At 43.7% G+C, this 15,047-nt stretch carries 10 protein-coding genes; 9 read left to right on the top strand and 1 reads right to left on the bottom strand.

Features of this window, described 5'->3' with window-relative positions:
- Positions 1–19: 19 nt before the first annotated feature.
- A complete protein-coding gene (locus tag V144x_RS21940; RefSeq protein ID WP_144988186.1) occupies positions 20–1,321 on the top strand; it encodes a beta-ketoacyl-[acyl-carrier-protein] synthase family protein in 1,302 nt (433 codons plus the stop codon).
- A gap of 62 nt (positions 1,322–1,383) precedes the next feature.
- Here V144x_RS21940 and V144x_RS21935 read toward each other — a convergent pair whose 3' ends face one another.
- Positions 1,384–2,802, bottom strand: coding sequence for a tetratricopeptide repeat protein (locus V144x_RS21935; RefSeq protein WP_197998577.1), 1,419 nt, complete (start codon positions 2,800–2,802; stop codon positions 1,384–1,386).
- 766 nt (positions 2,803–3,568) lie between these two features.
- On the opposite strand from V144x_RS21935, the gene nusA reads away from it, so the two are divergent.
- The 8 genes from nusA (at position 3,569) to ruvB (ending at position 15,030) form a co-directional block, all read left to right on the top strand.
- The gene (gene nusA / locus V144x_RS21930; protein WP_144988182.1) at positions 3,569–4,975 is read left to right on the top strand and encodes a transcription termination factor NusA; all 1,407 of its coding nucleotides are present in this window, start codon (positions 3,569–3,571) and stop codon (positions 4,973–4,975) included.
- A 110-nt stretch (positions 4,976–5,085) separates the two neighbouring features.
- Positions 5,086–7,881 (top strand): translation initiation factor IF-2, encoded by a 2,796-nt coding sequence (infB, locus tag V144x_RS21925; RefSeq protein ID WP_144988180.1) that lies wholly within the window; start codon positions 5,086–5,088, stop codon positions 7,879–7,881.
- A gap of 45 nt (positions 7,882–7,926) precedes the next feature.
- Positions 7,927–8,346, top strand: coding sequence for a 30S ribosome-binding factor RbfA (gene rbfA, locus V144x_RS21920; RefSeq protein ID WP_144988178.1), 420 nt, complete (start codon positions 7,927–7,929; stop codon positions 8,344–8,346).
- 78 nt (positions 8,347–8,424) lie between these two features.
- A complete protein-coding gene (locus V144x_RS21915) occupies positions 8,425–9,357 on the top strand; it encodes a hypothetical protein (RefSeq protein WP_144988176.1) in 933 nt (310 codons plus the stop codon).
- Positions 9,358–9,625: 268 nt separating this feature from the next.
- Positions 9,626–11,899 carry a tetratricopeptide repeat protein gene (locus tag V144x_RS21910; RefSeq protein WP_144988174.1) on the top strand — a complete coding sequence of 758 codons (2,274 nt, stop codon included), beginning with the start codon at positions 9,626–9,628 and terminating at the stop codon, positions 11,897–11,899.
- Positions 11,900–12,006: 107 nt separating this feature from the next.
- Positions 12,007–12,759 (top strand): YebC/PmpR family DNA-binding transcriptional regulator, encoded by a 753-nt coding sequence (locus V144x_RS21905; protein ID WP_144988172.1) that lies wholly within the window; start codon positions 12,007–12,009, stop codon positions 12,757–12,759.
- A 29-nt stretch (positions 12,760–12,788) separates the two neighbouring features.
- Complete coding sequence (locus tag V144x_RS21900) at positions 12,789–13,811, top strand: hypothetical protein (protein ID WP_144988170.1); 1,023 nt, start codon at positions 12,789–12,791, stop codon at positions 13,809–13,811.
- 148 nt (positions 13,812–13,959) lie between these two features.
- Positions 13,960–15,030, top strand: a complete 1,071-nt coding sequence (ruvB, locus tag V144x_RS21895; RefSeq protein WP_144988168.1) for a Holliday junction branch migration DNA helicase RuvB — start codon at positions 13,960–13,962, stop codon at positions 15,028–15,030.
- The last annotated feature ends 17 nt before the right edge of the window (positions 15,031–15,047 follow it).

Genomic DNA, 15,047 nt, shown 5'->3' with positions numbered 1-15,047 from the left:
ACTTTCTAAAGAGATTCAAATGAATACAGAAGCACAACCACGAATTCTGATAACGGGAATGGGCATCCTCAGTCCTGTTGGGGTCGGAGTAGAAGCCTTTCAGGATAGTTTGCTGTCTGGAAAATCGGGTATCAAAAAATCGGAATTGTACTCTTACTTGGCAGTGCCAGATATTGGTGTTGGCGAAGTTTCTGATTTCAACGAATCTTCTGCAAAGAAGCAGTATCTTAAAAAGCAGAGAAAAAGTATCAAGGTGATGTGCCGTGAGATCCAAATGGGCGTCGCTTCCGCAAATTTAGCAATGGAAGATTCTGAATTGGATCTAAGTGCCATTGATAGTGAGCGATTTGGGATTGAATTTGGGGCGAACTTAATGTTGAGCCCGCCATCTGTACTTTATGGTGCCTGTATGGCGAGTACTGAGGGGACGGAGTTCAAATATGATCATTGGGGTGCTGAGGGACTACCTAAGATGGAGCCGCTCTGGTTATTGAAATACCTCCCCAACATGCCGGCCTGCCACATCGGTATTATCATAGATGCTCGTGGACCCAATAACTCGATCACTCAGGCTGAAGCTTCTGGGAACCTTGTGCTTGGGGAAGCGCAACGCGTCATCGAACGTGGTTGGGCTGATATCATGATTGCAGGTGTAACAGGAACGCGTGTGCATGAAGTGAAGTCGATTCATGCTAAGTTCTGGGACCAGTTAGCAGATTCACCAGCCGAGTATTCAAAACGATCTCGACCGTTTGACAAGGGACGGACGGGGCAGGTTGTTGGCGAGGCCGCTTGTTCACTGCTGCTTGAAGAAAAATCACATGCTGAAAAGCGTGGTGCAAAAATCTGGGGTGAACTTTTGGGAACAGGTGCCTCTTGTGTGCTTAAGCCGAGTGGAGAGCCGGATGTCAGAACAGCTATTACGAACTCGATTAAAGCTGCTTTAAATAGATCTGGAGTTCAGCCCGGTGATATTGGACACATTAATGCTCATGGTCTTGGTGACACTGTCTTTGATGTGAATGAGTTTCAGGCGATTCAGGATGTCTTTGGTGACAAAGCAACAGAAATTCCAGTAACGGCACTTAAGAGCTATTTTGGAAATTCTGGTTCTGCTTGTGGAATCGTTGAAGCCAGTGGTTCGCTGGTAGCTTTGAAGCAGGGGCTCATTCCTGCCACATTGAATTACGAAGAACCGGATCCTGATTGTCCATTAAATGTCGTTCGAAATGAACCACTGGCAACGAATAATAAGCTGTTCTTAAAAATTAGCACAACAACATGTGGTCAAGCCAGTGCCTCAGTGATTTGCGGCGCCTGAATTTGCCAGCATTAAATTATGAAATACATAGCCTTGGAAAATCTTTCCGAGGCTATGTTTGTTTAGAACTTCTTTAATGCAAACTGTGCACCACGATATGCAGACAAGTTTTTCATGTTTGTGTTGAGAACCTGCTGGAAATTCTGAGTTGCTGCTGCACTGTTCCCCGACATCAATGCTTTTTGCCCAATGAAGTAATATGCTTCGCAGGTTTGGGCTTTTGCCCGTTGCGGGTCTTTGGGATCAATTGATTTTAGCAGCTCAGTTTCAGAGATTTTACCCATTAAAAAGGCGAGAAGCGTATCAACGGAATCCCGAGTTTCCGGTTTTTTGGCCAGGATCGATTGGAATTTTGCATCGGCTGCTGCCTTTTGATTGCTACGTACCATTGCAGTGTAAATCCAGGGGTCTAATACTTTCATTTGTTGTGGAGCCAGTTGTGCAGCCTGATTAAACTCCACGAGCGCTTCGGGAAAGTTCTGACTGAAGAAGTAAGAAAATCCTAAGTCAGAGTGTAATGCTGCATTCGATGGATCCAGTTTTACTGCCTGTTTCTGGTCCTCAATTGCTTGAGTGATTTTTCCTTGCAGAAGTCTGGCCTCACCCCGCATACCCAGAACAAACGGTTGGTTGGGGACAATCGACAATGATTGTGTCAGGTCTGATTCAGCCGTTTGAGGTTTGCCTCCTTCCAAGTATGCAAAACCCCGGTTGGTAATAGCATGATGGTATTTCGGGTCGATTTGGATTGCTCGAGAAAAGTCATTAATTGCTTCCTGGATTTTGCCTTGCTGTTGATAAAACATAGCGCGATTATTGTAAACGACGGGAGAATTTGGTTGCTTTTGAATTACCTGGTTGAAACTGGCCAGTGCCATTTCATTGTTTCCTGCCAAAGCATAGGCATCAGGTAGTGCTAATAAGGCGGCGATATGATTTGGAGAAAGTTTGATTGTTTCAGTAAAATCTTTTGCAGCTTCCTGAGGTCGATTGAGCGGCAAATAGATCATTCCCCTCTGGTAGTGGAAATTTGCTCGTTCTTCTGGGGTTAGATTCGGGCGTGCCAGGATTTGATTTGCAACGTTCAGAGCTGTCTCAGCATGGCTTTTTTTGTTTTCCATCACCGCCAGGTTCATCATCCCATAAAGATAGGGGAGGTAGTAATTGACATTTTTGTTCTGGCTGAAGCGGATGGCTTCGCGTGCATCGCCTACCCCATCTCTAATGGTTTTTGTGTTTCCCTCTGCTCTTCCTAGTTCGACTCGGGCGCTAGCCCGAAGATAGTAGGCGACATCGTCATTGGGCTTTTGTTGTAAAACCTGTGAGGCCAATTCAATTGATTTTGCAAAATCCCCTTTTTGCTGAGCTTGATCGGCTTGCATCTTTTGTTGTGCAAATGGGTCATTTGAATTCTGTAGCTGTGCAGTCGCAGTGAATGGAACTCCAAAGCAAATCAACAACAGAGGGAATATACGAGACATTTTGGGGGCGTCCTTAGGAAAGTGAGTGTCTGTTCTCATATTAATAAGCTGAGTTAAGCGTCAATAAGTATCACTAGAGTCGTGATATCATCACAATACTATAGTAGTTTTAATCTTTGATGGAGATCAATCTTTGTACAAGGAATAGAAATCCTCCAAATTGATCCTGTCAAAAGTTTGCACAAGACTTTCTTTGATTGAGTATAAGTGTAAATATGATCATTTTGTGCTGATATAATATCATTCTGGGATTTATGAACTAAGTCGTTGTGAAATAGTTGGCTGCGGTGCTTGACATCTCAACCTGAGGAGATTAATTTCACCTGATAACAGAGTATTCTCTTTGAGGGTGCTTTGTGCGCAATTGTTTTGCATACTGGCGTTCAGTATGTGAGTATGTTTGCAAGGGACCGAGCAAGTCAACTTGACTGCTGCTTCTTTGTGATGAATCGTCATTCGTAAACTCGAATGGAGTCCTCTGATATGTAGGCTGGTTGGAACTCGAGCATTTGCTCACCAATCCGATGGTCGTGTTTGTTGTATTGGAAACAACGTCGCGGCTCTGCCAGGCTGTCGTTTTACGATGGTGCAGGTAGTCATAAAGTGGGCATGTTCCCGCTTTTTTTTGTTAATAGTGATATCCTTGAATGTTGAATTTCTGCGATATCTAACAATGAATATAAATAGATTTGGCCTAACTAGGTCTTGGTTGAGTAGTTTTCGAGTCAGTTGGTTCAATTCAACTGTCGAATGAAGGAAACACATTATGGACGGTAAGGAAGTTCTTCGGATTGTTGATGCTATTCAACGCGATAAAAGCATTGATAAAGAAATCGTGTTTGGTGGAATTGAACAGGCCATCTTATCTGCTGCGCGCAGACACTTTGGAGACGATCATGAACTGACAGTCGAAATTGATCGTGATTCTGGTGAACCGACCGTATATTGTGATTCTGAAGAGTTAGCTCAAGATATTCTAGGTGAAATTCTGGGGCGTGTCGCTGCTCAAACTGCTAAGCAGGTAATGATCCAAAAAATCCGCGAAGCAGAACGTGATTCCGTATTTGATGAATACTTGGAAATGCAACAACAATCGGTTTCGGGGACTGTATCTCGTGTCGAAGGGGGAGCAGTACTTATTAACTTGGGGAAGATTGAAGGCATTCTTCCTCGTGGTGAACAGATTCCTGGTGAATCGTTTCGAGTTGGTGATCGCGTGCGGGCAATTGTTCTGGATGTTCGCAAGGCGGGAAGTCGTGTTAAAGTGATTCTTTCCAGAACACACCCGGATATGGTGCGTCGATTATTTGAACTGGAAATCCCTGAAGTCTCAGATCGTATTATTGATGTTCGCTCTTTGGCACGCGAAGCCGGTTACCGGTCAAAAGTTGCTGTTTCCTGTATTGATAGCAGCATTGATTGTGTTGGGGCTTGTGTTGGTATGCGGGGAGCCCGGATAAAGAATATTGTGGATGAGCTTGCTGGTGAGCGCATTGATATTGTTCGTTGGAATGATTCGCTTCAGGTATTGGTTCCCAATTCACTGCAACCAGCCGAAGTAGAAGATGTCATTTTGTGTCCCATGTTGGGGCGTGTGATTGTACTCGTGCGTGATGATCAACTTCCTCTGGCCATTGGTAGAAAAGGACAGAACGTGCGTCTGGCGTCTAAACTGGTCGGCTGGGATATCGAAGTGATGACTCAAGCTGAGTTAGACGAACAATTAGATAAAACAGTAGAAGCATTTTCTTCGATTCCTGGAGTTTCTGAAGAATTGGCTGAAAGTTTAGTCTCTCAAGGATTCTTCAGTTACTACGATTTATCTGTGATTGAACCTGACCAATTAGCAGAGTTAGGGGGGCTTACTGATGAGCAGTGTGAACAGATTGTTGAAGTTGCTGATCGCGAAAGCGAGCGCGTCGAAGCGGAAGAAGATGCGATGCGTGCCGCGAAGAAAGATCATCCAGTTGCTGCGACAGAAGTAGAAGGTGCTTCAGATAGTACTACTGCAATAGAAAGCCATCAGGCTGATGATACATTAGAAACGCCTGCTATAGAAGATGATGCCAACGCTTCAGAGATAACGACAAGTTCAGAGGAAGAAACTGGTTCAGGTCAAGAACCGGTCAATGTGGAAAATACAACGGAAGATTCTACAGAAAAGCAGGATTAAATCGTTTTATTACGAGTAAGTGTTATGAGGCAATTGCCTCATCAAGCAATCCGATTCAGTTCTATTTGGATTTGAAACGTTTTGCAGAATTGTTCACGGGAGAAGGGCTGTTGAAGATTCGTATTTTTGCTCTTGCAAAAGAGCTGGGAATGGACAGCAAAGTGCTGATCGATGAATGTAACCGAGCTGGAGTGAAGTTGAAAAACTCCGCTTTGGCCAGCATTACGCCCGAAGAACGTGACATCGTCATTGAGTATTTGAATAAGAATAAACAGCCTTCTGATAGTCCATCTGCAGATGTGGAAGACCAGGCGACTCTGACTCCTCAACGGGAACAGACAAAGTTGCGAACGATCAAGGCGATGACCTCCCGCTCTCAACCTTCCCGTTCTGTATCACAAAAATCCGCTCCAAAGGTAGAAGAAACAGAGGAGCGTTCGAGTCAGGAGAAAGGCAAGTCAGTTATAGAGACTGATGAAGTAGAGGAAGAGCCAGAAACAGCTGTAGTTGAAGAGGCGTCTTCTAAGTCTGATCAGCCTGAAGGTGCCCAAGCTCGACCTGGTTCTGTTCAACGTATGGCAGGCGGACGTCGTTCGCCGAAAGAAGAGAACGGTGAAGGGGGGGATGAAGCTCTTAGCCGTGATGACTATGTTCCTGCCGGAGGAGCGGCTCCTTCTTCGACTATACGGGAAATGAAACCTCGGGGATCTACACGTTCCGGGAAACAACAATCCAAAGCAAAGTCTAAATCAGCACTGCCTACAGTAGCTGCTCCGCCTGCCTATAAACAACCTGTGATTCCCAAGGTAAAGAAAAAAGAAGAGAAGGCTCAAAAACCTGAGGTGCGTTTGACTGCTGATATTCTTGAGCAGAAGAGCCCGTTAGCTGCACATCTTGCACAGCACACAGAACAGAAAAAGCGAGATAAAGATCGCGATCCACAGGATGAAGATTCGAAGCAACGCCGTGGAAGCATTAGTCTGGTCGAAGCACGAAAGCAGCGTCGTGAACAGCGTAAAGAGGGGCGTCGCGGCTTTGCTCCCGATGGAACGGAACAGCAGGAAACAGTCGGACGTCGTCCCCGTCGCACAAAACGGAAACAGGATTCTAGTAATATTGTTCACAAGACAGAAGCAGAGGTAGAATTGCCTATCACTGTTCGCAGCCTGTCGGAAGCAATGGGGCGTCCTGCAAAAGCCATCATGTCAATTATGTTTAAAGAATTCGGTGAGATGGTAACCATCAACCAAATTATCGAAGAAGAGACTGCTTTAGCTGTGGCGCTAGAATTAGGTGTGGATCTGACCTTCAAAAGGCAAAAAGGAATCGAGGAGACAGTCAATGAGATTATCGAACAGGAAGATGCTATAGAGGATCTCGTTACACGCCCTCCTATCATTACGGTATTAGGACATGTTGACCATGGAAAGACAACGCTAGTTGATTCGCTTCGAAATTCCAAAGTGGTTGAAGGTGAAGCTGGTGGAATTACTCAGCATATTGCGGCGTATCAAGTCGAGCATAATGACCATAAGCTGACATTTGTAGATACACCTGGGCACGCAGCTTTTAGTGAAATGCGTTCTCGGGGTGCGAACGTTACTGATATGGTTGTTCTGGTTGTAGCAGCTGATGATGGCGTGATGCCTCAGACGGCTGAGAGTATTAGCCATGTCAAAGCATCTGGCGTTCCAATGGTAGTTGCGATGAACAAGATAGATCTACCAGAAATCAACGAGCAAAAAGTATTAACAGATCTTGCTGCACAAGATGTGCTTCCCTCGGAGTGGGGAGGGGAAACCGAAGTTGTTCGTGTATCAGCTTTAAATGGTACAGGTCTAGATAACTTGCTGGAAACCTTATTGCTAACTGCAGAATTACATGAACTTAAGGCCAACCCGAATCGACCTGCCGTAGGTGTATGCCTGGAAGGTTTCCGAGATGAAGGTCGTGGCTCGGTTGCTTGGTTAATTGTTCAAAAAGGAACTTTACGAATTGGTGATGCTGTCGTTTGTGGTAAGTCATATGGCTATATTCGTGCTATGTACGATGACAGAGATCAGCAACTGGAAGAGGCACCGCCTTCATTACCCGTAAAAGTAACAGGTTTGGATAGCGTACCTGGCGCAGGTGATCACTTTGCTGTGTTGTCTGATATTGAACAGGCAAGGGAACTGGCTGAAGAAAGGCGTCATGAGGGACGGGCTGATTCTTTGGCAAGGCACAGCGGTGGCCCACGAACACTAGATGATATTATGGGGTCCGTTCGTGAAGGAGAAATTCAAGATCTATCCTTGATTATTAAGGCCGATACGCCAGGGTCTTTAGAAGCGATTCGTAGCGAAATTAGTAAATTCGAACATCCCGAAGTACGGGTGAAAATTTTGCATGAAGGAGTTGGGGGCGTCAACGAAAGTGATGTTTATTTGGCGACAGCATCCGATGCCATTATTATTGCATTCCATGTGATTGCTGAAGATCGGGCGAAAAATCTGGCGATCCAGGAAGGTGTTGAAATTCGTCGCTACAGTATTATTTACGAAGTCGTAGATGATATCAGGCAATCACTCGAAGGGTTGTTACGGCCTGAACTGGTGCAAGAGCAAACCGGTCGTGCTTTAGTTTTGCAGACGTTTTCAATCAGTCGTTTTGGAAAAATTGCAGGCTGTCGAGTTCTTAATGGAACAATAAATCGAAATGACAGAGTGCATGTGATACGCGACCAGAAGATCCTCAATCAGTACCCAATTGCATCATTAAAGAGAGAAAAGGATGATACTAAGGAAGTTCGCGAAGGTATGGAATGTGGGATATTGTTAGCCGGTTTTAATGATATTAAAGAGGGAGATTTATTGGAGGCATTCCGGATTAACGAAGTGAAACGAACTCTCGATTCTACTTCTTAAATGGTAGTAGTATTGGACCAAATAGTGAGTGCTTGCGGGGAATGAATGACATCACGTCGATTAGCAAAAATCGCTCAGGCGATATTAGAAACAGTTAGTACAACAATTCTGGTACATTTGCGCGATCCTCGCATTCAAAATGTGACAGTCTTACATGTTGAAGTCGCGCCGGATGTGCAATCAGCCAAGGTCTATATTTCGATCATGGGGGATGAAAAAACGCAAGCACTTTGTTTGCATGGGTTGGAATCAGCGAAAGGTTTTATTCAGTCCAAAATTGCTGATCGCATTCAAACCCGTTATACACCGGTGATTAAATTTGTTCTGGATTCGGCTGTGAAAGATTCGGTAGAGGCACTGCGTATTTTAGATGAACTACAGGTTGAGAGAGAAGCGGAAGAGTTGACGCAGGGGTCTTCAGAGCAAGATGATCGAATCACTGAAGAGGGATCCCATGTGGATTAGTTGGTAATATTTCCGTATATGAAAGAGTTGTTTGCGTTACTTTTCATTTGAACTATCTCAAATATTGCATAGACAAATATGGTTGCTAAAAAAATTTCAACATCAGATAAACAGGCGATTTGTAAGAAGCTGATCACTCTGCTTAAGAAAAGGTATTCAGCGACGTTACCCAAGTATGATCGGCCTGTACTAGAAACAATGTTACACGCTATTTGTCTAGAGAATTCAACGAATTCACAGGCTGATGAAGTTTTTGATGCGCTTTTGGAAGGTTTTCATGATCTGAATGAGATTCGAGTCAGTACGATTTCCGAATTAGAATCGGTATTTACATCAGATATTGACGCAGAATGGAAGGCTTATCGAATCAGGTCTGTCTTACAATATGTGTTTGACAAAGAATTTTGTTTTGACTTAGAGTTGCTAAGAAAGAAGACATTAGAGCAAGCACAAAAGCAATTAACGAGGATGAAAGCGTTGACCCCTTTTGTTCTCAATCACACTTTACAGGTTATTTTGGGAAGCCATTCCGTACCAGCAGATGAGAAAATTTTAAATGCTAGTAAGTGGTTGGGCCTCTTACCTGTCGATGAATCTATAGAAACAGCTAGTGATAGTTTAAAATCAAGTGTGCGTAAGGCAGATGCTCCGTTATTTAGCCATTTATTACGATGCCTGGCTACAGATGAAGAACTTGCCGCTGACTTCAATTTGGTCAAGAATCCTCTGCCAGAAGAAGGTGTTGATCTAAAACAGGCTCCTGGTCGGATGGAAGAATTATTTGCTAATCCACTTTCCAAACAGAAAAAAAGAGTTACAAAAAAGAAGAAGAAAGCGACCACGAAAACTAAAAAAACAACTACAAAAGTGAAAAAGAAAGTACCAACCAAAGCGAAGAAAAAAGCAACCAAAAAGATTACCAAAAAAACAGCTAAGAAAAAGGTTGCTGCGAAGCGAACTGCTTCCAGAAAAAAGGTGACAAAAAAGAAATCTACTTCTGCCAAAAAATGATCTGTTGGAACCTTGATTGCTTCGATTAGATTGCCATCCGATTACTACTGACTGTTTTAATGCTGGTAATGTCCGTCAGTTCTATTTTTTCCCGCCTAACATCTCCTAATTCACTGAATTAAAATAGTGGAATCCGCAGAAAGCAGGCTTGGAGGAGCTGGGGAAGAGGCGTTACAATAAATAAGCTCGACCCTTGTTCTTATTAAATGCAGTAATTCGTTTCGGTTAGAGAATAAGTAATCTCTGTTTCAAATAATGGAGCTAGAAGATGTGCAGTTTTCCGAAAATGGTAATCATTTTAGCTTGCCAGTTCATGTTGTTACCTTGTTTGTTGGTATCTAACGCTCCAGTTCCTCTCTCTGCCAAGATGCCTGATAAGAAAGAGGGAACAAAACAGACACAAAAGCAATCCACACCCAAAGTATTCTCTCTGGAAGAAGGGGTTGCAGACGATGTTGTGTTGCCCCTCACGCCTGTTAAACCACGTTCTACTGACGAGTTAAAAAAAGTCGACTCTGCTGCCTGGTATATGACAGGTCGTATGCGTGAGGCCCGTAATGATTTCATCGGAGCTTATGAAGCCTATAAGAAGGCTATGGAATTGAATCCCAATTCGGTCGAAATTTATCGAGTTCTAATCAGGTTGGCTTCAGGTTTAGATAAGACCGACGAAGCGATTAAATATGCTCAGAAGGCCGTTGAGCTTGATCCGAAAGATTATGAACTCATGCGGAAGCTGGGTTTACATATGGCAGGCCAGGGACGTTTCGAAGAGGCGGTTACCTTTCTGAAAAAAGCATCTGATTCACCATCCATCGATAAAAAATCTGGTGTGTATGTAATTATCAAGCATGACCAGGCAAATCTCTATGAACGATTGGGTAAGAATAAAGAAGCCGCTGAATGTTGGGAAGTTGTTTTCAATGCTCTGACTAAACCAGACCAATATACTTTTGAGTATAATTCTCGTTCTCAACTAGAAGCTAAGAAAGGGAAGCTTTTTGAGAGAATGGGGCAGTCATTTCTTGAGACTGACCGACTGAAACGAGCAGTCGAAGCATTCAATAAAGCAGCAGAGTCTCAAAAAGGGCGACCCGGTGTCCTGAAATACCATCTGGCTCAGGTTTATTTTCGATCTAAACAGTACCAGAAGGCACTTGATGCATTACAAGTTTATTATGACGAGCAACTACAATCAAAAGGCCGTAAGGCTTATGAATTTCTTGCAGAAATATTAAAAGCATTGAATCGTTCGGATGAGCTGATTCCTAAACTGGAAAAACTGGCACAAAAGGATCGATTTAATCGAACGCTTCACTACTATCTGGCAGAACAATATGGAAATCAAGGACGTTTCGACGAAGCCGAAAAAACATATTTGGACTCGATAGGTGAATCATCTGATTCAGAGGGTTTGGCTGGTTTGATTACTTTATATCAAAAGAATCATAAATATGAGAAGCTGATTGCAACTTTATCCAAAGCCATTCAGACGGGAGATGGGATTCAGAAGATTCAACCGAATTTACAGAAGATGTCTAAAGATGAAAAGTTCGTTAAATCCTTGATTGCTGAAGCACAAAAATTAAAAGCAAAAAGTCCACCAGGAGTCGATGTCTATTCGGGATTCATTATTGCAAAACTAGCAGCGGTTGCAGGCCAGACAAAAGCAGCAGGTGAATTTTACCAGTTTGCTTTGGATTCTGCCGAAAAAAATCCCAAGCCACAGGTTCGTGGGAATTGGGCTTTTTTGATTTTACGAGAGTATAGCCAACTTTTAAAAAGTGAAAATCAATATGGTAAGGTTGCTGATTTATTTCAGAAAGCTGTTAAAAACCCTCTACTGGCGCCCCAGAGAATTGAGCTGCTATTTCAGTTAGCAGAAGCGCGTGAGCGTAATGGTGAAACAGAAGCAGCGCTCAAGGTGAATGCAGAAGCTCGACAAACAGCGCCTAAGTTTCCGTTGCTTGATTTCCAACACGCTTGGATCTATTACCATAATCGCGATTGGAAAAATGCGATTGTGCAGTTGCAGAATTTTCTCAAGAAGCACCCAAGGCAGAAAGAACGGGCATATCAGGTCAAGATGATGCTTTCCAATGTTTACGTACAACAAGGTGATCTTGCGAAAGGTGAAGCGATTCTTGAAGAGATGCTTGCTGAAGATCCCCAAAACCCTTCCATCAACAATGACCTGGGTTATCTCTACGCTGACCAAGGCAAAAATTTGGAAAAAGCGGAAAAGATGATTCGAATTGCTTTAAAGTCAGAGCCCAATAATATGGCTTATCTCGATAGTATGGGATGGGTTTTATTTAAACTCCAAAAGTATGAAGAAGCCCTCGAATATCTTGAGAAAGCTAGTAAATTACCCGGGGGTGAAGACAGTACGATCTTGGATCATTTAGCAGACTGTTATCACAAACTGGGAAAAACAGAAAAAGCGAAGGAACTCTGGAAGTCGGCATTAGAGAAAGCTCAAAAATCTTCTCCACCCGATGCAAAAATGATTGAACAGATTCAGGAAAAACTCGACCAATGATCTTTTTTTTCAAGCTGGAGAATGTGATAGTATCGCATTAAATTATTTCTTGCCTGCATTATTCTGGCGCAGGTTAACTACTTTTATCTAACTGAGCGAATTTATAAATGGCTGGTCATTCACATTGGGCAAACATCGCCGCCAAGAAAGGGGTGATTGATAAAAAGCGGGGAAAACTGTTCGGCAAATTGAGTCGCGCGATTATCGTGGCGGCACAACATGGTGGAGGAGACCCTGCAATGAATTTAGCCTTGCGGTATGCAATCGATAAAGCCCGCAAAGCGAGTATGCCGAAGGAAAACATTGATCGCGCGGTTAAAAAAGGGTGTGGCGAGTTAACTGGAGAAAAATTTGAAGAACTCATCTATGAGGGTTACGGTGCAGCCGGGGTGGCGGTGTTATGTGATATCCTGACTGAAAATCGTAATCGAACTGCTGGAGAGATTCGCAAAATTTTCGAAGTACATAGTGGTAATCTTGGCAGTACAGGCTGTGTTGCCTGGATGTTTGAGCGGAAAGGTCTCTTTCTGGTACCCACAGATAATGTCATTGAAGATGAGTTATTTGAGATCGCATTGGAAGCAGGAGCGGACGATGTCTCTGCCAATGGTGATGTCTTTGAAGTTACCTGTAGCGTCGAATCTTTCCAACACGTATCCGAGGAATTTGAAAACAGAAAAATTCCAACGAATCTGGCAGAAATTTCACGGATTCCAGCAAATACTGTCGATCTGGGGGTGAATGACGGTAAAAAAGTCCTCAAACTAATGGAAGCTTTAGAAGATCACGATGATGTGCAAAGTGTAACTGCGAACTTTAATATTCCGGATGAAATTATGGCTGAGGTCATAGCGGATTAAACAAAAATCTTGTTTTAAGGGGTGGAAACTTGACGATTGAATTCAGTTGCTCGCATTGCAATAAAGTCTTGAAAACTTCTGATGACAAAGCCGGTCGTCGAGCCAAATGCCCCCAATGTGGTGAACCGATCAGTGTACCCATGCCAGAAGATGTCGCTGGCAGTGATGATGGGTTTGACGGTTTTGGTGAATTTGATAGTGAATCTCCTGTAAGTGAGGATCAGAGTTTCCTCGCTGGTTCCCCGGTCAGGGAAGAGGACAGTTTTCTGAACCAAGAAAATATTGACTGTCCTATGTGCGGTGCTCCTGTTAGTGTTGGTGCTATAAAATGCCAGGCCTGTGGTGAGACCTTGCAGGCTTCGGGCAGAAAAGGAGGTCGTTGGGAGCCACGTGTTTTCAGTATTGGTGAGGTTTTTTCTCGTACGTGGGAAGTATATAAAGCCAATTTAGGTATGGTTCTTGGAGTACCATTGCTGGCTGGAGTAATTTACTTTATTGGAGCTTTTGCTATTGGCATCGTGGCAGCACTACTGGGAGTTGCCTTGGTTTCGATGGTGGGAGGAGACATGGCTCCTTTGGCTCAAATTCCAGTAGCACTTGTACAAAACATTTTAGTGTATGGAATTTTGTTCTACGTTCAGTTGGGAGGCCAGCTCACTTTTCTCAAGATTGTCCGTGGGGAGAATCCTGAATTGAACGTCATGTTTAGTTGTGGCCCTTTTCTCGGGCGCATGTTCCTTTGCAGTATCATCTATTTTATACTTTGTTTTCTGGGGTTTTTATTGTTGATCATTCCAGGAATTATCGTAGCACTTATGTTTTGGCCATTCTCTTTTATTCTGGTTGATCGGAATTTACCTGGAATTGATTCATTCTCAGAAGCACGGAAAGTGACATCTGGTAATCTGTTGAATCTGTTTGGTCTTTCGATTCTGTTAGGATTGATTACGATATTGGGGGCAGTGGTCACTTTGGGGATCGGTCTGATTTTCATCATTCCCTTTACTTATATGGCACAGACTGTTGCTTACGCTGAAATGACCAATCAATAAGCAGTATCAATACGCAAAAGTCATCGTCAATTCTTGAGAGCTCTCTTGTCTGGGTTTTACGGCAAGGGAGTTCTTTTGCTATGATACCTGCGATTGAACAGGGGCTGAGCGGTTCCTTAACACTGTACATGAGAACTTGGACGATAACATGGTTCGTGAGCCCGTCATTAGGGGGGAGGACGGTCCGGAAGACGATTTTTCTGGGTCGGAAGATACTTGGCACACTGGCTATATGGCCGATGATGTAGAGTACGATGATGCACTGCGGCCTCAAAGGCTTACTGAGGTGGTTGGGCAAAGACAGGTTGTTGAACGATTAGAAGTCTTCCTCGACGCGACCAGAAAACGAAATGAGCCATTGGGGCATCTCTTACTTGATGGTCCACCCGGATTAGGAAAGACAACTCTTGCTTCTGTGTTGCCCAAAGAACTGGGAACTGAGTTACAAATTACTTCCGGTCCTTCATTAAGTGCTCCCAAAGATCTGTTGCCTTACTTGACAAATGCCAGTCATGGTTCGTTTTTATTTATTGATGAGATTCATCGCATGCCGGCGACAGTTGAAGAATTCATCTATCCCGCCATGGAAGACTTCCGGGTTGATATTACACTAGGCGAGGGCCTCAATGCCCGCACGGTCAATATGAAGTTGCAAAAATTCACAGTCATTGGTGCAACAACACGTAGCGGTATGTTAACAGCTCCATTACGCGACCGATTTGTACGCAGAGAACATTTGGATTTTTATGAAGACGATGAATTGATCGAAATTGTCCGGAGAAATTCGAAGAAGCTACGGACTGAAATTTCTGATGATTCTGCGTTTGAGATAGCCAGACGCAGTCGCGGTACTCCGCGTAAAGCCAATAACCTTTTACGTTGGGCACGTGATTTTGCCACAAGTAAAGCTGATGGAAGGATCACAACCGAAGTTGTGAACCGTGCGTTTGAGATGTTAGAGATTGATCAGCTTGGTCTGGAACGACAAGACAGGCGTTATCTGGAAACTCTTATCAAAACATTTTCCGGCGGACCTGCCGGAGTTCAAGCACTTGGTCATAGTTTGAATATTCCTGCGGATACATTAGAAGATGAAGTTGAGCCATTTTTATTGCGATGCGGATTTATTCAACGTTCTCCCCGCGGCCGAGTCGTCACAATGTCAGCATTAGAACATCTCAAAATGTCGTTACCCGATTCGGGTAAACTATTCAGCTAAGACAGATCTTTTTATTT

The organism is Gimesia aquarii, assembly GCF_007748195.1.
GTDB lineage: Bacteria > Planctomycetota > Planctomycetia > Planctomycetales > Planctomycetaceae > Gimesia > Gimesia aquarii.
This window is presented reverse-complemented; position numbering and strand designations above follow the sequence as displayed.

Bases quoted from the DNA above. Each gene is read 5' to 3' on its own strand.
- nusA (WP_144988182.1), top strand. From the start codon at position 3,569: ATGGACGGTAAGGAAGTTCTTCGGATTGTTGATGCTATTCAACGCGAT.
- V144x_RS21905 (WP_144988172.1), top strand. From the start codon at position 12,007: ATGGCTGGTCATTCACATTGGGCAAACATCGCCGCCAAGAAAGGGGTG.
- V144x_RS21910 (WP_144988174.1), top strand. From the start codon at position 9,626: ATGTGCAGTTTTCCGAAAATGGTAATCATTTTAGCTTGCCAGTTCATG.
- V144x_RS21940 (WP_144988186.1), top strand. From the start codon at position 20: ATGAATACAGAAGCACAACCACGAATTCTGATAACGGGAATGGGCATC.
- ruvB (WP_144988168.1), top strand. From the start codon at position 13,960: ATGGTTCGTGAGCCCGTCATTAGGGGGGAGGACGGTCCGGAAGACGAT.
- V144x_RS21935 (WP_197998577.1), bottom strand. From the start codon at position 2,802: ATGTCTCGTATATTCCCTCTGTTGTTGATTTGCTTTGGAGTTCCATTC.
- V144x_RS21915 (WP_144988176.1), top strand. From the start codon at position 8,425: ATGGTTGCTAAAAAAATTTCAACATCAGATAAACAGGCGATTTGTAAG.
- rbfA (WP_144988178.1), top strand. From the start codon at position 7,927: ATGACATCACGTCGATTAGCAAAAATCGCTCAGGCGATATTAGAAACA.